This is a genomic window from Neobacillus sp. CF12, assembly GCF_030348765.1.
GTDB lineage: Bacteria > Bacillota > Bacilli > Bacillales > Cytobacillaceae > Neobacillus.
This window is the reverse complement of record NZ_JAUCEU010000007.1, coordinates 1,402,646-1,420,804: the sequence shown is the minus strand read 5'-3', so window position 1 is coordinate 1,420,804 and position 18,159 is coordinate 1,402,646. Positions and strand designations below refer to the sequence as shown.

20 protein-coding genes are annotated in these 18,159 nt (G+C 37.5%); 13 read left to right on the top strand and 7 right to left on the bottom strand.

The features are described from left to right. Positions 1 to 52: 52 nt before the first annotated feature. The gene (gene kynU, locus QUG14_RS07130) at positions 53 to 1,324 is read left to right on the top strand and encodes a kynureninase (protein WP_289339825.1); all 1,272 of its coding nucleotides are present in this window, start codon (positions 53 to 55) and stop codon (positions 1,322 to 1,324) included. 26 nt (positions 1,325 to 1,350) lie between these two features. Then, on the top strand, positions 1,351 to 2,199 hold the full coding sequence (kynA, locus tag QUG14_RS07125; RefSeq protein ID WP_289339824.1) for a tryptophan 2,3-dioxygenase: 849 nt from the start codon (positions 1,351 to 1,353) through the stop codon (positions 2,197 to 2,199). A 65-nt stretch (positions 2,200 to 2,264) separates the two neighbouring features. Here the strand turns inward: kynA and QUG14_RS07120 are convergent, their stop codons facing one another. Genes QUG14_RS07120 through QUG14_RS07105 form a run of 4 tightly spaced genes read right to left on the bottom strand, consistent with a single transcriptional unit; the run spans position 2,265 to position 4,967 of the window. Then, on the bottom strand, positions 2,265 to 2,564 hold the full coding sequence (locus tag QUG14_RS07120; protein WP_289339823.1) for a hypothetical protein: 300 nt from the start codon (positions 2,562 to 2,564) through the stop codon (positions 2,265 to 2,267). A gap of 31 nt (positions 2,565 to 2,595) precedes the next feature. Beyond that, on the bottom strand, positions 2,596 to 3,852 hold the full coding sequence (locus QUG14_RS07115) for a cation:proton antiporter (RefSeq protein ID WP_289339822.1): 1,257 nt from the start codon (positions 3,850 to 3,852) through the stop codon (positions 2,596 to 2,598). A 5-nt stretch (positions 3,853 to 3,857) separates the two neighbouring features. Beyond that, positions 3,858 to 4,358, bottom strand: coding sequence for a cation:proton antiporter regulatory subunit (locus QUG14_RS07110; RefSeq protein WP_289339821.1), 501 nt, complete (start codon positions 4,356 to 4,358; stop codon positions 3,858 to 3,860). A gap of 48 nt (positions 4,359 to 4,406) precedes the next feature. Next, positions 4,407 to 4,967, bottom strand: coding sequence for a tyrosine-type recombinase/integrase (locus QUG14_RS07105; RefSeq protein WP_289339820.1), 561 nt, complete (start codon positions 4,965 to 4,967; stop codon positions 4,407 to 4,409). Between the two features lie 196 nt (positions 4,968 to 5,163). Here QUG14_RS07105 and QUG14_RS07100 point away from each other — a divergent pair, with 196 nt between their 5' ends. Continuing rightward, on the top strand, positions 5,164 to 6,126 hold the full coding sequence (locus tag QUG14_RS07100; protein WP_289339819.1) for a 2-hydroxyacid dehydrogenase: 963 nt from the start codon (positions 5,164 to 5,166) through the stop codon (positions 6,124 to 6,126). A gap of 17 nt (positions 6,127 to 6,143) precedes the next feature. Here QUG14_RS07100 and QUG14_RS07095 read toward each other — a convergent pair whose 3' ends face one another. Continuing rightward, on the bottom strand, positions 6,144 to 6,935 hold the full coding sequence (locus QUG14_RS07095) for an alpha/beta hydrolase (protein WP_289339818.1): 792 nt from the start codon (positions 6,933 to 6,935) through the stop codon (positions 6,144 to 6,146). A gap of 383 nt (positions 6,936 to 7,318) precedes the next feature. On the opposite strand from QUG14_RS07095, the gene QUG14_RS07090 reads away from it, so the two are divergent. From QUG14_RS07090 to QUG14_RS07050, 9 genes are all read left to right on the top strand, one after another. After that, entirely contained in the window at positions 7,319 to 7,534 is a 216-nt protein-coding gene (locus QUG14_RS07090; RefSeq protein ID WP_289339817.1) for a Fur-regulated basic protein FbpA, read from the top strand. 120 nt (positions 7,535 to 7,654) lie between these two features. Continuing rightward, a complete protein-coding gene (locus QUG14_RS07085; RefSeq protein ID WP_289339816.1) occupies positions 7,655 to 9,280 on the top strand; it encodes an FAD-dependent oxidoreductase in 1,626 nt (541 codons plus the stop codon). 12 nt (positions 9,281 to 9,292) lie between these two features. After that, positions 9,293 to 9,616 carry a 4Fe-4S binding protein gene (locus tag QUG14_RS07080; protein ID WP_289339815.1) on the top strand — a complete coding sequence of 108 codons (324 nt, stop codon included), beginning with the start codon at positions 9,293 to 9,295 and terminating at the stop codon, positions 9,614 to 9,616. A 26-nt stretch (positions 9,617 to 9,642) separates the two neighbouring features. Then, complete coding sequence (locus QUG14_RS07075; RefSeq protein ID WP_289344087.1) at positions 9,643 to 10,677, top strand: ABC transporter substrate-binding protein; 1,035 nt, start codon at positions 9,643 to 9,645, stop codon at positions 10,675 to 10,677. A gap of 35 nt (positions 10,678 to 10,712) precedes the next feature. Next, positions 10,713 to 11,480, top strand: a complete 768-nt coding sequence (locus QUG14_RS07070) for an ABC transporter permease (RefSeq protein ID WP_289339814.1) — start codon at positions 10,713 to 10,715, stop codon at positions 11,478 to 11,480. Positions 11,481 to 11,494: 14 nt separating this feature from the next. Continuing rightward, a complete protein-coding gene (locus tag QUG14_RS07065) occupies positions 11,495 to 12,304 on the top strand; it encodes an ABC transporter ATP-binding protein (RefSeq protein WP_289339813.1) in 810 nt (269 codons plus the stop codon). A gap of 119 nt (positions 12,305 to 12,423) precedes the next feature. After that, positions 12,424 to 13,635, top strand: a complete 1,212-nt coding sequence (locus tag QUG14_RS07060; protein ID WP_289339812.1) for a GNAT family N-acetyltransferase — start codon at positions 12,424 to 12,426, stop codon at positions 13,633 to 13,635. Between the two features lie 33 nt (positions 13,636 to 13,668). Then, positions 13,669 to 13,842 carry a hypothetical protein gene (locus QUG14_RS07055; protein ID WP_289339811.1) on the top strand — a complete coding sequence of 58 codons (174 nt, stop codon included), beginning with the start codon at positions 13,669 to 13,671 and terminating at the stop codon, positions 13,840 to 13,842. A 151-nt stretch (positions 13,843 to 13,993) separates the two neighbouring features. Beyond that, positions 13,994 to 14,848 (top strand): manganese catalase family protein, encoded by an 855-nt coding sequence (locus QUG14_RS07050; protein WP_289339810.1) that lies wholly within the window; start codon positions 13,994 to 13,996, stop codon positions 14,846 to 14,848. Between the two features lie 49 nt (positions 14,849 to 14,897). Here QUG14_RS07050 and QUG14_RS07045 read toward each other — a convergent pair whose 3' ends face one another. After that, positions 14,898 to 15,410: a DUF3231 family protein gene (locus QUG14_RS07045; protein WP_289339809.1), complete on the bottom strand. Its 513-nt coding sequence runs from the start codon at positions 15,408 to 15,410 to the stop codon at positions 14,898 to 14,900. Between the two features lie 210 nt (positions 15,411 to 15,620). Between QUG14_RS07045 and QUG14_RS07040 the strand changes: the two genes are divergently transcribed. Next, positions 15,621 to 17,024, top strand: a complete 1,404-nt coding sequence (locus QUG14_RS07040; RefSeq protein WP_289339808.1) for an amino acid permease — start codon at positions 15,621 to 15,623, stop codon at positions 17,022 to 17,024. Positions 17,025 to 17,078: 54 nt separating this feature from the next. On the opposite strand, the gene asnA is transcribed toward QUG14_RS07040, so the two are convergent. Next, positions 17,079 to 18,092: an aspartate--ammonia ligase gene (gene asnA, locus QUG14_RS07035; RefSeq protein ID WP_289339807.1), complete on the bottom strand. Its 1,014-nt coding sequence runs from the start codon at positions 18,090 to 18,092 to the stop codon at positions 17,079 to 17,081. Positions 18,093 to 18,159 lie beyond the last annotated feature (67 nt).

Below are 18,159 nucleotides of genomic sequence, written 5' to 3'. Positions count from 1 at the left end.
CTTCAGAGTATAATAGAATTATAGAGAATATTCATTGAGAAGAGGGATAGGTATGCTTTTGACAGTAGATGATGCAAAAAGATTGGACAAAGAAGATAGCCTATATAAATTCCGAGAAGAATTTTACATAAAACCGAATAGCATTTATATGGATGGCAATTCATTAGGACTTCTGTCTAAAAGAGCAGAACGAACCCTCCTAGAATCATTAAATGATTGGAAAGAGCATGGAATTGATGGCTGGACAAAAGGGGAACAGCCATGGTTCTATTTATCAGAAAATCTAGGACGGATGATGGCGCCATTAGTAGGAGCTGCAGCTGATGAAGTGATTGTTACAGGTTCGACAACGGTAAACCTGCATCAACTTGTGGCCACGTTTTATAAGCCGGAAGGGAAGAAGTCAAAAATCCTCGCAGATGAATTAACCTTTCCATCTGACATTTATGCTATACAAAGTCAGCTTAGCATTCATGGTTTTGACCCTAATACACATCTTATTACCGTAAAAAGCCGGGATGGTCGTTTCTTGGAGGAAGAGGATATTATCGAAGCGATGACGGATGAAATTGCACTAATTATTTTGCCAACCGTTCTTTATCGAAGCGGACAAATTTTGGACATGAAGAGGTTAACAGCAGAAGCAATTAAAAGAAGAATTTTAATAGGATTTGATGGATGTCATTCCATTGGGGCAATCCCACATTCGTTTAGTGAATGGGGTGTTGATTTCGCCTATTGGTGTAATTATAAACATTTGAATGGCGGGCCAGGAAGTGTTGGCGGATTATATGTAAATAAGAAACACTTTGGTACGGTTCCTGGTCTTGCGGGCTGGTTCGGTTCTAAAAAGGAGAAACAATTTGATATGGAACATACGTTAACACCTTCTGAATCAGCGGGAGCCTATCAAATTGGTACACCACATGTTTTAAGTCTGGCACCATTACTTGGTTCGTTAGAGATTTTTGCCGAAGCGGGGATTGAGAATATTCGGGAAAAGTCATTAAAGATTAATGGGTTTCTTATAGAATTATTGAAACAGGAATTAGCAGATATGGGATATAAGATTGGAAATCCTCTTGACGATAATCGTCGTGGGGGTCATACCAGTTTAGAGCATAAAGAAGCAGCCCGGATTTGCAAGGCGTTGAAAGAAAATGGGGTCATACCAGATTTCCGAGCCCCTAACATTATTCGTCTTGCTCCTGTTGCGCTTTATACCTCCTATTTAGAGGTGTGGGAAACGGTCCAAATACTAAAGAAAATAATGATAGAAAAGCAATATGAAAATTATAAGAATGAAAGAGAAGTTGTGGCATAAGCAGGTAATATAGGGGGGAGAAAAAAATGAATTCAAAAGAGAATAATAGCAAACTAGAATTAGAAAAAAATATTCAAACAGACTTTCAAAAAGCCATGTCATACGGAGATTACCTTCATCTTGATAAAGTTTTAGATAGTCAGCACCGCTTATCTGGTCACCACGATGAAATGTTATTCATTATTATCCATCAAGCGAGCGAACTATGGATGAAATTAATTATTCATGAATTAACTGAGGCTATCCAGTATATTCGTAAGAATAATCTGGAGCCATCCTTTAAAATTTTATCGCGTGTTTCGAGAATTCAGCAGCAGTTAATTCAATCCTGGAGTGTTCTTTCTACCTTGACACCTTCCGAGTATCTGGAATTCAGGAATAAGCTCGGTCAATCTTCCGGTTTCCAGTCCTATCAAAACCGAATGATTGAATTTGCGTTAGGAAACAAAAATGCTCATACTCTTGCAGTTTATCAGCATCAAAAAGAATTATACGAAAAAATGCAGGAAGCTTTACATAAACCAAGTATTTATGATGCAGCCATCCAAGCACTTGTTGCTCGAGGAATTCCTGTTGATGATGAGGTCTTAAATCGGGATTTATCTAAAAACTATGAACCGAATGATAGTGTTGAAGAAGCATGGCTGAAAGTCTACCGTAACGTTGACCAATATTGGGATTTATATGAGCTTGCAGAGAAGTTAGTCGATATTGGCAATCAACAGCAATTATGGCGGTTCAATCATATGAGTACGGTAGAAAGAATCATTGGCCATAAGCGAGGAACAGGGGGATCTTCTGGTGTAACCTATTTAAAAAGAGTTCTGGACCAGCAATTCTTTCCCGAACTTTGGAGCTTAAGAACAAAGCTATAGAATAAAATCCACCATTTCATTTGTGAATGGTGGATTTTTTATACTAATTCAGGATAAGAATTGAGTTATTTGAACTTTTTGCTTAGGAGAAAAATGCTCCCAGCGAGTGTAACGACCGAAAGAAACTTACTAAGAAGAACCAGATAACCAATGGTTTGAGAATCCAAATGAATATGGGGAAGTACAACTAATGCATATACCACAAGAAATCCAAAAAGGAGGATGGAATACGCATATTGATAGGATTTGTTAATAATTATACAACTCCGCTTTTCATCTTTTTCATTGACAAAGATGATCATTTGATAGGACATAACCAATAATAAAATATATGTTAACAAAATGATTGTTAACCCAATGCTCATTTTAAGAGCCTCCCTTGCTCATCTTACGTTACTAAAGACCAGGGGTATTTTCATTTTCTTGTTTTGGAATTCTAATTTTCTTTTTAGGTGTTTTGCTTTGTTCCCATTTGAAAATACTGTTTAAAAATTTATATATATTTTTTGATTCTTTGGTTAATAGTGGCCCAATAATAGCCAATATTAAAACATAGACAGCAGTAAATGGCTTTAGGATAGGTAATAAGCCTCCGGCAAGACCTAAGTTAGCAACAATGATCGAAAATTCACCTCTAGAAACGATTGTCAATCCGATATTTGAGGAAGCTTTATAGGATAAACCAGCTTTTCTCCCGGAAATCATTCCAGCTACAAAGTTACTAATAATTGTAAGAATAACGGCACCAATAGCAAGCCAAACGGCTCCACCTAAGCTGAAGGGATCAATGCTTAATCCGAAGCTAAAGAAAAAGATTGCTCCAAAGAAATCTCTAAATGGGATGACCAAATGTTCAATTCGCTCGCGATGTTCCGTTTCCGAGAAAACCAAACCTAGAAGTAAGGCACCAATAGCTTCGGCAACGTGTAGTTTTTCTGAAAACCCCGCGATAAAAAAGAGTGATGCGAAGATAACGAGGATAAATATTTCATTAGATTTAATGTTTAATAGTTTATTAAGAATAGGTGCTCCTTTTCGGGCAATAACAAAAAAGAGAATCATATATCCAAGTGAAATTAGGACGGATATGATTGTTCCTCCAACAGTGGTCGAACCGCCTAATAATAGACCGGACATAACCGATAGGAATAAAGCAAGGAATATATCGTCGAATAAAATAATCCCTAAGATTAATTCTGTTTCAGAATTGGCCGTTCTTTTTAAATCGACGAGAACTTTTGCGACAATGGCACTGGAGGAAACACTTAGGAGACCTGCAATAATTAAGGTTTCCATAATAGGAAAGCCAGTAGCGAAGCCGTAAGCAATACCTAAAGCAAAATTGAGTGCAACATAAATGGAACCGCCTACCACAATGGAACGTCCCGACCGAACTAATTTTCCCACTGAGAATTCAAGACCTAAATAAAAAAGTAAAAACAGAACGCCAATTCGACCGAAAAACTCAATAATCTCTGAGCTTTCAATGAAGGTAAGATCAATAATACCGATTTGAGGAGCATGCGGACCAACAGCCATCCCTAAGAGGATAAGAAACGGGATGATGGAGAATTTCAACTTTCCTGCTAATACGGCTGTAAGAGCAACTAATACTAATGCTGTACCGACTTCAAAAACTAAATGATTTGTCACAAGTATCACCCGTCCCTTCTTGAGAGTACTTCTTTAACGATCCTTTTTACTTGATTACGCTCCCCAGACACGATCACTGTATCTCCTTCTTCTAAAAGAGTTTCAGGACCAGGAGTATGAATCTTTTTATGATTCTGTCGTTTAATAATCGCTATAATATTTACTTCATAGGATTGACGGATATTAAGTTGACCGATGGTTTGATTTACAGCTGCTGCATTAGTTTCGACATTAAACCATTCAATCACTAAATCATCAAATGCCATTTCAATCGTTTCTAACGCCTTAGGAGAGTATGTCATTCCGCCAATAATAGCTGCAATCTGTCTTGCTTCCTGATCATTGAAGGTAGTGCTAGCGATTGCTTCCTCGTAATCCTCCGGATCAAAATGATAAATGTCTCTTCTTCCATCATCGTGAATGATAATAACTAGCTTATCCTTGTTATTTGTGATGGTCTCAAATTTCTTCCCAATGCCTGGGAGCTCAATTTCGCGAATATTCATGTTTACATCCTCCTCAATTAATTTGTACATGGATAAGGGTGTATCTTCCTATAAGTTGACATCAATTTCAGTTTTGATTTTTTCTTCTTTGGAAATTCCAAGGTATTTTAGCGTCTCTGAAGGGGTTGAATGGTTGAAATGCTTTTGCAGAATGGATATGGCGATTCCACGTTTATAAGCATGAAATCCAAAGGTCTTGCGAAGGGAATTCGTCCCAATTTTACCTTCGATTCCTATGGCTTCTGCTGCCTGGTGTATAATTCGATAGGCTTGCTGGCGAGTAATAGGTTTGCCGGTTTTGGCAGACTTGAACAAATAATTTTCAACGTTTAATTGTTCCTTTTGGACATAGTGGAGAATAGACTGCTTTACTTTAGAATTCAGATATATTTCCTTCATTGTTTCATGATGTGAAAAGGAATAAAAATTCTTTACACAGTCTTCTTTTTCTAATACATCGCCAACCTTGATATCCAGCATTTCTGTAATTTTCAATCCCGTGTTAATTCCAAAAACAAAAAGAAGATAATCACGCTCGGAATGCTTTTTTAAATATTTTTTCATTGAATTTATCTGCTTGATATCCCTTAGAGCTTCAACATACTCCATATAAATTCTCCTTAATCCATGTTACATAATATTATTATAACACGGTATTATGTAACATACAAATTTTCTGCATAACTATACAAGTACTCGCTTAAAATCAGTGTTAAAAGGGTGAATATATTTCAGTATTTGTTTATCCGAAGGTTTTATTACTATATAATGAGTGTTGATAGTTTAGCGAATAGGGGGTTTTACAATGAAGCCAAAAATAATTGTTTATAAAAAGGTAGATAAGAAAGTATTGGATTTTATAGCAGACATCTGTGAGGTTATTTATTTTGAGAAACTTGATTCAGAAAGCTTCCCTGTATTTCTTAAAGAATTGAAGGATGCCAAAGGTCTATTAGGTTCGGGACTAAAAATAGATAAAGAGATATTGGAACAAGCACCAAATTTGAAAATAGTCTGCAATATAGCTGTCGGTTATGACAATCTTGATTTGAACGCTTTAACAGAGAGGGGGATTATGGCCACTAATACCCCAGATGTTCTAAATGATACGGTAGCGGATACCATTCTGGGATTAATTCTTTCTACTGCTAGAAGAATCCCAGTATTAGACCAATGGGTTAAAAAGGGTCAGTGGGAATCAGGTCTTGAAGAAAAGTGGTTTGGGGTCGATGTCCATCATAAAGTGTTGGGGATTATTGGAATGGGTGGCATTGGAACCGCTGTGGCTAAAAGGGCACATTTTGGATTTGATATGGAGATTTTATATCATAACCGTTCCCGGAACGAAGGTGTGGAAGAAAAATATGGGGCTACATATTGTTCAATGGAGGAATTGTTACAGAAGTCTGATTTTATATGTTTAATGACACCGTTGACTCCAGAAACCGTAAATTTAATTGGGAGAAGAGAATTCGAGCTTATGAAAGAGTCAGCGATTTTTATTAATGCTTCAAGAGGGAAAACTGTGGATGAAGATGCTTTGATTCAAGCGCTTCAAAAAGGCCAAATATATGGTGCAGGACTAGATGTTTTTGTTCAAGAGCCAGTGGAAAAGGATAACCCGTTGCTTTCCATGAATAATGTGGTTACGCTGCCCCATATTGGCTCGGCCACCTATGAAACTCGATTCAAAATGGCCATGACAGCAGTAACAAATCTAGTAACAGGATTACAAGGGGAAATACCGCCAAACTTAATAAAAAAATAAAAAGTAAACCTCGCCAACTAGTGATGGCGAGGTTGTGTTATTCTTGTGGTTTTATAAACATTCCTCACAAGTTTATTAATAAATACACTGCATTGTTCTGCTATGAACTCTTTTTCATTGTCCATACTAGCAACATGATAAGAATTATACAACGGAACCACTTCTTTTATTTCTGATTGAATGGATGCCAAAATAAAATTAGTGTTTTCAGGCGGAACGACGTGGTCTTCTTCTGAACGAAATGCAAGGACGGGGCAAGCAACTAAGGAAAGCCTATCCCTCGTTTCTGCCATTAAAGCAAATAACTGATGAATGGACCGTACTGGTACTTTTGAATACGTAATTTCGTGAACATTTTTTGCTTTTATATCTGGTTCTCCTTCATGTATAAAACGGGGAATGTGTTTGTTTTTATACCTTTCCATCGGAGGAATGGAGTTGATTGCTGCATTTATTAACATGATTCCTTTAATATTCTTATACTTTTGGGAAATATTTAGTGTTAAAGTACCTCCCATCGACTGTCCAATTACAAAGATATCACGGCAATGTTGTTGTAAAAAATTGAACCCATCTTCTATACTTTTTATCCAATCCTGATAATTGCACTTTTCCATATCCTCATAATGTGTACCATGACCACTTAATCTAACTCCATAAACTGTGAAACCTTCAGATGCAAGGTATTCACCTAGGAAACTGACACTCTGTGGCGTTCCAACAAAACCGTGCGAAATTAAAATCCCAATTTCATTTCCTTTCAAGAAAAAAGATCCGGCGCCTGGTAACACATTGTGTTGTTCAATCATTAGTAAAACTCCTTCCTATATCATTAATAGAAGTTAGTATTAAAAAAAACACCTCCTGATTATTGAGAGGTGCCTTTTGCTGTCAAATCGGCGAATTATTATTAATTAAGTATCTTTACGATATACCTATAATTCCGATGTGTCAAGTTGGAATTATAATAAAGTCAAAAAATTTAAAATAGTTATTGACAAGAATTGGGTTCCAAAGTATATTTTAGACTATAGTTTTAATTCCAAGTAAACAAGTTGGTAATGTAAGAAAAGGAATAGTTTAATAGTAAGCCTATTGGTCAACCAATGGCTCCTCTAAATTTTGCTTAATATGCAAAAGAGAGGAGCTTTTTTTATTCCTTTTTTATGCTAATCATAAAGGAGAGTTGAAAATGGGAAAGATTCTTCGCCAAGCTGTGGAAAATCGACGTTGGGAATTAATCAACAAACTCATTGCCTTTGGTGTTTATAAAAAAGATGAACAGCATCTTTTTGAACTATCTTTAACAGACTTAGAAAATGAATTCAGAAATTTTATTGGGGATCAACATCCGCATAGCGAGATAGAATCAATACATTGGGTAAAAAAAATTACTAACTTAAGTTGACCAGACGACTGGAGACTTCCTTTTTTGGAGGTCTCTTTTTTGTTTCATTCAAGGAGCTGGTTTTATAGAAACTTTAAATTAAGTTAGCAAAAACAAAAAATAGTTAGGAGATGTTGGAAAATGGCAATTGAGTTAACACAATCTTATAAATTGGCAAATCAATTGTATGATGTGAGTCTTAAAGCTGATGTTCTTGTTATAGGCGGGGGACCTTCAGGTGCATGGGCTGCAATTACAGCAACTCAAAATGGTGCTTCGGTTATTTTAGTTGATAAAGGTTATTGTGGAACAAGTGGAGCGACGGCTCCTTCAGGCAGTGGTGTTTGGTACATACAGCCTGATAAAGAAAAAAGAGAAGAGGCAATGAATAGCCGTGAAGCTTTAGGCGGGTACTTATCAGAACGAAAATGGATGAAGCGCGTGCTTGATCGTACCTATGAAAATATGAACCAATTAGAAAAGTGGGGTTATCCATTTCCAGTAGATGAAAATGGAGTAGCACATAAAAGAAGTCTGCAAGGACCTGAATACATGAGATTAATGCGGAGGAAATTGAATAAAGCAAAGATTACGATTCTCGACCATAGTCCTGCACTAGAGCTTTTATACGATAGTCATGGCGTTGCAGGCGCAGCTGGAATTAACGAACAAACATCTCAAACATGGTCTGTCCAGGCGAGTTCCATTGTGATTGCTTCTGGCGGATGCGCATTCCTAAGCAAGGCATTAGGATGCAATGTCTTAACGGGAGATGGATACTTGCTTGCTTCTGAAGCTGGAGCTGATTTTTCAGGAATGGAGTTTTCAAATGCATATGCCATTACGCCAAAATTCTCATCCATTACAAAAACTGCTTTCTATAATTGGGCTTCCTTCACCTATGAAGATGGTTCGATTATTGAAGGCGCAGGCTCCCAAAGAGGCCGTTCTGTTATTGCAAAAAAATTGCAAGAAGGTCAAAAAGTGTTTGCACAGTTAGTTAAGGTAAAGGATGATCTTGATTTACAAAAATGGATGCGGATTGCGCAACCAAACTTCTTTGTACAATTTGATCGAATGGGGATTAATCCATTCGAGGATCGATTTGAAGTGACATTGCGGCTTGAAGGGACGGTACGTGGAACGGGAGGGATTCGTATTGTCGATGAGACATGTGCCACATCGGTGCCAGGTCTTTTTGCAGCAGGTGACGCAGCAACTCGGGAAATGATATGCGGTGGTTTTACGGGAGGAGGAAGTTATAATGCTGCTTGGGCGATTTCATCTGGTTACTGGTCAGGAGAAGCAGCTGCAAAGTATGCCTCTAGTTTCAACCGAGATAAGAGAGATAGAGCGCTAACTAGAAGACATGTAATTGGGATTAATGAACACTCTATTGGTAAAGATTTTCTCGATGCAGCAGAAGTGACCAAGAGGGTTCAAGCAGAAGTAACACCATTTGAGAAAAACCTATTCAGAACAGAAGAAATATTAACTCCTTCCTTATTAAGACTTAACTCTTTGTGGAATGAGTCAAAGACGAGTTTGCAGGAAAATCAGGGGAATCTTTTGAGGGTTCGAGAATCAGTCGCGATGTTAGCGACATCTAGATGGATGTACACAACGGCACTGGAGCGAAGAGAAACACGTGGGATGCACAAAAGACTAGATTATCCTGTGCTGGATGAAAATCAACATTATCGACTCATTACCAGTGGATTAGATGAGATAAAAGTAAAACCGACTACCTTATATCAAAACACGTAGGGAGGAAAAAACTTGATTGAGATTTTACTAGAAGACCAGTGTGTGGAATGTAATTTATGTGTAAAAGTATGTCCGACGAACGTTTTTGAAAGAAGAGAGGGAAGTGCACCTAAAATTGCTCGACAGGAGGATTGCCAGACCTGCTATATGTGTGAACTTTATTGTCCTGTTAAGGCTCTTTATGTGGCACCAAACGCTGATGAGATAATGAGTATAACGGAGCAAGGAATTAAGGAAACAAGTCTACTAGGAAGTTATCGTTTTAGTATAGGCTGGGAGAAAGGGCAAAAATCCACTGCCAAACAAGACCTAGCATATAAATTTTACTTAAGATAATTGGAGTGTGAAGAAAATTGAAGAAGATGCTTGAAACAAAATACTTGGTTTTGGTTGTACTACTATTTTCCCTGCTTTTAACTGCATGCAATTCAAATGGTGTTTCCACAAACACTGAGGCAAGAAAAGAAAGTAGCACAGGGTCAAACACAAAAGAGGGGGGGAAAACACTTCGGCTTGGTTATATTAACGCTACGGGATCAACGAGTGAAGGAAAACCAGCAGTTACTGGTGCTGAAGGATGGGCAATTGAAAACGGATTTTTACAAGAGGAGTTGAAAAAAATCGGTATTACCAAAATTGAATATTATTCTTTTCCCAATGGACCTAATCTAAATGAAGCCATGGCATCTGGAGAAATAGATCTAGGGATTTTTGGTGATACCCCAGCGTTATTGGCTAGAGGCGCAGGCCAAAAAACAAGGTTAATTGGCTTAGCGAATATATATCAGGATATTTGGCTTGTAACCAATAAGAAAAATGGCATCTCTAAACTGGAAGATTTGAAAGGGAAAACAGTAGCTACATCGAATGGTTCCTATATGTTTCGCTATATTCAAGGGTTACTAAAGGAAGAGGGTTTACTAGATGAGGTCAAATTTGTTTCTCTCTTCCCGCCAGAAGCACTTGCTTCACTAGAACGTGGCGACATACAAGCCTATGCATTTCCGACTTATATGGGTCCAAAACATGTGAAACTAGGTTTTCCACTCGTATTACAGGCGAGCAAAACAACTCCAGAATTAACAGGGACTTCTGTCATTGTGGCGACTGAAAAATACCTGGGTGAGAATCCAAAATTCGTATCCGTTTGGAATGCAATACGTAAAAAAACAGTAATAGATTTAAAGGAACACGGGGAAGAATATTTCCAATATGCTGCTGATGTAACACAGCAGGATTTGGATGTTGTAAAGGAAAGTATTCCTTTGGATAACATTCGGGAAGAGAGTTTTCCTGACGAGGGAATTCAATTATTAGAAGGAACGAAACAATTTTTGGTAGAACAAAAATTAATCAAAAAAGACTTTGAATTAGAGGATTGGATTTTACGAGAATAATAGCCATCGATAGCTAATAGATCAGAGGTGTTAATGTGAGCAAGATAGTAGTAAGATATATTTTACCAATTTTTCTTCCTATATTGATTGTTTTAGTCTGGCTATATTTAACTGAAAAAGAGGTTATTGCAGCCTATTTAATTCCATCACCTTTAGTAGTAATTAATACGTTTTTTCAATTTTGGGGCGATGGTACTCTTTTAGATGATACTTGGATTAGTGTTAGTAGAATGCTGCAAGGTTTTTCCTTGGCAGTTTTCACCGGGCTAGCTTTAGGCATCGTTATGGGGTTGTTTACCCGTGTGGATAAATTTTTTGCAGGTGTATTTAATGCGATAAGGGTAATTCCGCCATTGGCATGGATACCAATCATTATCCTTTGGTTTGGAATTGGTGAGGCTTCTAAAGTCATCATTATATTTAAGGGCGCATTTTTCCCCATTCTTCTAAACACCATTCAAGGAATAGAAGGGGTGCCTAAAGGATATTTAGAGGTATCTAAACTGATGGGAGTAAGTAAGAGGAAAGTGTTATTTCAGGTGATTTTACCCGCGGCACTGCCTTCAATATTTGTTGGTCTAAGATTAGGACTTGGTACTGCCTGGATGGCTGTTGTAGCAGCAGAGTTAATTGCCTCTGAATCGGGATTGGGGTTTAGAATAACGCAAGGCCGAGAACTTTCACAGCCGGATGTCATGGTTATTGGAATGGCGATGATTGGACTGATTGGAGTATCAATGGATGCATTAATAACCTTGATCCAAAAGCGTGTCCTTTCCTGGCAGCCGGGGATTAAATCATAGGAGGTTTTACGTAGATGCTCACCCAAGCAAGAGTTCAATATGAAACATATAAACCGAAAATAAAAATCACGAATTTGTCTAAAACATTTAATCAAAGGGGAAGTAAACTAGATGTACTTAATAATGTCGATTTAGAAGTTCAGGAAGGTGAATTTCTAACGATTGTTGGCTCGAGTGGATGTGGGAAAAGTACTTTATTACGGTTAATTGCTGGACTTGACAGTTCTTTTGATGGCTCCATTTCCATTAATGATCAACTCATAAATGGGATTGGTGCCGACAGAGGGATGGTTTTTCAGGACCATCGACTTTTTCCATGGATGAATGTTGAGCAAAATATAGGTTTTGGCTTGGAACATTTACCCGCTAAACTGAGAAAAAGGCTAATAGAAGAGCATATTGAATTAGTTGGTTTAAAAGGATTTGAAAAAGCAAAACCCGGAGAACTTTCAGGAGGTATGTCCCAGCGGGTAGCCATCGCTCGAACATTAGTGAAAAAACCGGATATCATTTTATTTGATGAACCTTTTGGTGCTCTCGATGCGTTGACAAGAATTCAAATGCAGCATGAAATTCTGAGAATTAGAGAACAATCTACGATTACAATGATACTGGTCACGCATGATATAGATGAAGCGGTTTTATTAGGTGACAGAGTAATCGTAATGTCGAAAAAACCAGGGCGCATTCAAAAGACAATACCGGTTTATTTACCGAGACCGCGCGATCGAAATAGTTATGATTTCTTAAAAATTCGCGAGCAAATCTTTCATCTATTCTTTGAAAACGAAAAAGGAAAAATACCAGATGACTATTCAATCTAAATATTTTAAAACAAAGTTGCTCACAATGATGAGCAGCTTCTTTTTTTGGGAATTCTTCTCCATAGTAAGGCAAACACTACTATATAGATGGATAAAGTGAATTTGTGGAGGTATTCGGAATGAGTCGACTAGACAGACTCACAATGGGGAAAGTGGAAACAAAACATTTTCAACAGTTTAATGAGTTATTACGATATGTGTTTCAAGTAACCAAGAAAGATTTACAAATGGTGGGCTGGGAAGAGCGTGAAATTGCTTTAGCCAAAAAGCCTGTATTGGATCAGGCTGATGTACTAGGCTGGTTTGATGGTGAAAAACTCGTTTCACAACTTGCGGTTTACCCTTTTCAGGTAAATATTTTTGGCAAATCATTTGAAATGGGGGGGCTGACAGGCGTTGGCACCTATCCAGAATACGCAAATATGGGACTTATGTATAAGTTGTTGAGGCAAGCACTTGCTGATATGCGGCAGCGAAAACAATCTATATCCTATTTATTTCCCTATTCAATTCCCTATTACCGGCGGCGAGGATGGGAGATTATTTCTGATAAGATGACGTTTGAAGTGAAAGATGTTCAATTGCCAAAGATAAAAAAAGTTCCAGGCTATGTGGAAAGATTGAATATTGAACACCCAGACGTAAGGATTGTGTACAAACTCTTTTCTAGTAAAATGCATGTTGCAATGCTGCGTAATGACTTGGCATGGGAAGAATACTGGAGATGGGATGTAGATGAATTAACGGCTGCCGTTTATTATGATCGTTCACACAAGCCTCAAGGGTATCTATTGTACTGGATATCGGAGGACGTGCTTCATATTAAAGAAATGGTTTATATGAACCAAGAAGCACGGATTGGACTATGGAATTTTATTGGTGCCCATTTTTCAATGGTGTCAAAGGTAGTAGGAAATATTTTTATGAATGAACCATTAGCGTTTTGGCTGGAAGATGGAGATATTAATGAAACAATTTCCCCCTATTTTATGGCGCGTATTGTTTGTGCCCAGCAATTTATTACTCAATATCCTTTTAAAGCAACAGGTTCAGATATAAAGTTGACATTTATGCTTGAGGATCCAATGCTCGAGTGGAATCAAGGGACATTCACATTAAAAGTCACAGCGGATGGTCAAGGAGAACTAATTCAAAGTAAAGACGTGCCAACAATCTCACTAGATATACAGACTCTTACGACAATGTTGCTAAGTTATAAAAGACCAACTTACTTAGCGGCAATTTCCCGACTAAAGGGGATGGCCAAAGATGTAGAAATATTAGAGAAGATTATTGAGAGGCAGACACCATACTTTTCAGATTACTATTAACGGAAGAAAGACGAATAAGAAAGGGTGATAGGAATGAAAGAAAAAAAGGGAGAACCTCAATTTCAAAGTGGCCGTAATGTAGATAAGGATTTAAAAGGACTTTATGGACTTGACCCAGAAATGAGCTTGCTGTCAGTCAATTTTGCTACGACTGAAAATCCTTATTTAAATGAACATTATCAGGAGGACACTAATGAAAACGAATGATTCGGTTAGCAGGGTGAAATGCTGAAAACTTTCAGGTATCCACCCTGAAAGATAATTGAAGAGCAAGTTTTTTCGAGTAGTTTTTTCGAATAAGTGTGGTTGATAAGGGGAAAATAACTGAGCAATTATTCAATATTTAGGAGGTAATAGATTGTATTTCTATAGAGAAGATTTAATCAATATTATTGTTCCTGACAAACCTGATCCAGCAGCGGCTAAGGTGCTTCAAGAAACATTGGGTGGAAGATTTGGCGAGATGCGAACCATGATGCAGTACTTCTTTCAAAGCTCTAACTTCCGCGGTAATCAGAAGCAATATCGAGATCTGCTCAGGGGAGTCTTCCTTGAGGAGATTGCTCATGTAGAATTGGTACAAACGACCATCAATCAACTATTAAATGGTTCTGGAGAGGATGCAGTTGGTGCTGAAGGAAGTACAGGTGCTCCTTTAGAAGAAGCAATCAAACATGCTAACCCTCACCATTTTATTCATGGTGCCCAAGCTTCTCTTCCAGTTGACGCTGCTGGGAACCCATGGAATGGTAATTATGTTTACAGTCATGGCAACTTGATAAGCGATTTATTAAACAACGTTACATTAGAATCCACTGGCGTTCTGCAAAAGTCACGTATTTATGAAATGAGTTCAAATAAAACCTTTAGAGAAACACTGGCTTTCTTAATTGTCCGTGACAATGCGCATCAAAATGCGTTTGCAAAAGCATTAGAAACACTTGGTGTAGATTGGGGTAAAATATTTCCAGTTCCAAATTACGACATTAACAAATATCCAGAATGCCGAAAATATGTAGAAATGGGCTTCCATAATGCTCAATTTAATTTTAGATTAGACGAGACATTGATTGGAGCAATATTCCAAGGACAATCACCTAGTCGAAATGACGGTACACTACAGGTAGTTCCACCACCGCAAGGTCACCCAGTTCCAATGATGCCAGAAATGCCAAATGAACATAGTCCTGGAATAAGCGATTTATTTAATTAATGAAAAAAGGATGAGACACTATTGTGTCCATCCTTTTTACGTGGTCAAATTAACAATCGCCATGTTTATTAAGATGTAATGGAGGAGGAATTAGCCATCCTTTTTCCTTGTTTAAACGGAGTACTTTTCCCCCGAGTGCCACCTTTTGAGCATGTAATTGTGCATACATCAAAGCTACGTCTTCCCTGATAGATTTACCGATAATTTGGCTTGCTGTTACAAGTCCAGCAGCGATATCTACAGAAAGACCAGCAGCTATAGCCGGGTCGAGGATTCGAGCACCTACTGGAATATCCTCTAAACAAGCTTCAGGCGGCTCTGGTGCTGCAGGCGGTAAGCCAATGCCGTTTTCTTTTAATAGTTCTTCAACTTGCTTTTTTTCATGCTGGCAAATTTCAGTTGCTTCTACTAATAACTTCTTTAAATCATCATCACCAGCATGGTTTAACATGGTTTGATATCCAGCAATCTTTGCATTCCCTGCTAAAACAGAAGACCATAAATCAAATACTTCGCCATAGTGTAAAGGCTCTTCTTTAGGATTGCCACTTAAAATTCCCATTGTTGCCCTCCTTAGTGTGTACGTAAATTTGTTCATTAACAGTGCCACCTTTCTTACAAGCACATCAATATGGTTTCCATTTTCAAACCCTCTCATTAGTTTTTTTTTCATAATCATTTAATTCTCATGTTTGTTGTTTTTTGGTTAATTTTTAATTCTACATGATTAACCCACAATTCAAGGATACTAACAGTAGTAGGAGGGTGAAACATGGATTATTTCACTTGTACTTCAGGTGTTGGAGATAAATCAAAAGGGGAGAGTAAAGGTCAGTTATTATGGTGGCAGTTATCACTCATTGGGATTGGGTGTACGATTGGTACAGGTTATTTTCTAGGGTCAGGAATAGGAATAAAAATTACAGGGCCCTCGATGGTCTTTTCATTTGTATTAGCAGCATTAGGGACTTATATTGTGTTTCACTTTCTCGCCAAGATGACGTCAGCAGATCCTCAAGAAGGTTCGTTTTGTTATTATGCGGGAAAAGCGTTCGGACGCTGGGCGGGATTTAGTTGCGGATGGAATTATTGGAGTTCCAAAATATTAATTATGGGAAGTCAATTAACAGCATTATCGATTCTTTCCCTCTTTTGGTTCCCAAAGGTTCCATTATGGATTTTTGCTTCTGGTTATGCTGTTTTGGCTATTTGTGTGGTTTTATTAGGTAGTAAAGGATTTAATAAAGTTGAAAATATCCTTGCCATAACAAAAACTGCAGCAATCCTAATGTTTATTATTCTAGCCTGTGTTGCATTGATTGGTTGGATACATGGCGGAACAAACGACCAACCGGGAATACCCACAACAATTCATTCAATTTTTCCAGAAGGATACCGGGCCTTTTGGTCATCACTGATCTATGCATTTTACGCATATGGTGGGATTGAGACAATTGGACTTTTATCCATGCAACTAAAAAACAAAGAAGACGCTCCAAAATCAGGAAAGGTTATGTTGATTGTCCTCACCATTATTTATGTCATTTCGATTATTTTGGCAATCAGCATGGTTACGTATCAATCCATTAATCAAAAGGAAAGCCCATTTGTAACTGCAATGTCTGCATATAACCTGGCATTTTTCCCACAAGTATTTAATGGAGCAATCATCATTGCAGGTTTTTCAACGATGACCGCTTCGCTATTTGCCGTTACCAATTTACTTGTAACCTTAGCAAAAGACGGGGATGCCCCGAAGTTTTTTGGAAAGGAAATTAAAAAACTAAAAAATCTTCCTTTGCCGTCTTTAGGGTTGGCTACATTGGGGTTATTGGGCTCAATCATAACTGCATTACTTCTTCCAGGAAGGATCTATGGTTACATTACGACAGCAGCAGGGATTTTGCAGATGTATAACTGGGCATTTATTATACTATCTGCTTTGAAGATACTCGAAATAAAAATGGGGGATAAAGTATTATCAACGATTGGCTTGATATTATTACTTTCAGCCGTCACTGGTACCATTTTTGAAAAGAGTATTCGATTTGGATTTTTTGTAAGCCTGTTACTAGTCGCCATCATTGGTATCGTGACATTGGTTATGAATAAGGTATGGAAAAAGTCCAAAAAGAAAAAGAAAAATGTATCCGAATTAAAGGGAATACTTGAATAGTGAATCATAAGAAATAGCCGTCCTGGAGGGCCGGCTTTCTTTTTAAAAAAATTATTATAAAAGTTTTATATTTCCTTTTTTACATTCTTCAATAATATGGTCATTCCATACGGAAACCTGAACTTCCCCAATATGTGCTTTCTTTAGAAGGAACATGCACAAACGAGACTGACCAATTCCACCACCGATTGTTAAAGGAAGTTCCCTATTTAGAACAGCTTGATGAAAATCAAACACAAACCGATGTTCAGCCTGTGCTAGTTTTAATTGTTTTATTAATGCATTTTCATCTACTCTTATTCCCATAGAAGAAATCTCTACGGCTCTTTCCAATACAGGATACCATAAAAGAATATCTCCATTTAGCGACCAATCATCATAATCCGGTGAACGACCATCGTGTTGCTCTCCTGAAAGCAGTAAACCTCCAATTTGCATTACAAAAACCGCTCCGACCTCTTTTGCAATTTTGTTCTCACGCTGTTTCGGCGTTAACTCTGGATACCTGTTCTCCAACTCTTGTGTAGTAATAAAATAAATCTGATCAGGTAAGATTGGCATAAGTGATGGATATAATTTATTTAAGAATTTTTCAGTAGCCTTGATTGAATCATAAATCTTTTGTACTTCATTCTTTAATGTTCTATTGTTTCTTTGTTTTTTTGTTATTACTTTCTCCCAATCCCACTGATCAACATAAATGGAATGCAAGTTATCCAACTCTTCATCTCTTCGTATAGCATTCATATCTGTGTAAATTCCTTCACCAACAGAGAATCCATATCTGGAGAGTGCAACTCTTTTCCACTTTGCTAAAGATTGAACGATTTCAATGGTGGAGTTACTGATATCTAATGTGTCAAAGGAAACCATTCTTTCTACCCCATTAAGGTCATCATTTATTCCCTGACCAGCCCTTAAAAGAAGGGGCGCAGATATTCTAGTTAAGTTCAAAGCCTCAGAAAGCTCTTTTTCAAAATGGTCCTTTATTTTTTTTATCGCTTTTTCAGTCTCGATAAAATCTAATACTGAATTGTATACTTTTGGGACAAATATGGATTTACTCATATAAAAATACCTCCGATAACATAGAATTAGTCTGTAATTTTCTCTGTCTACATTACTTGTTAGGTAA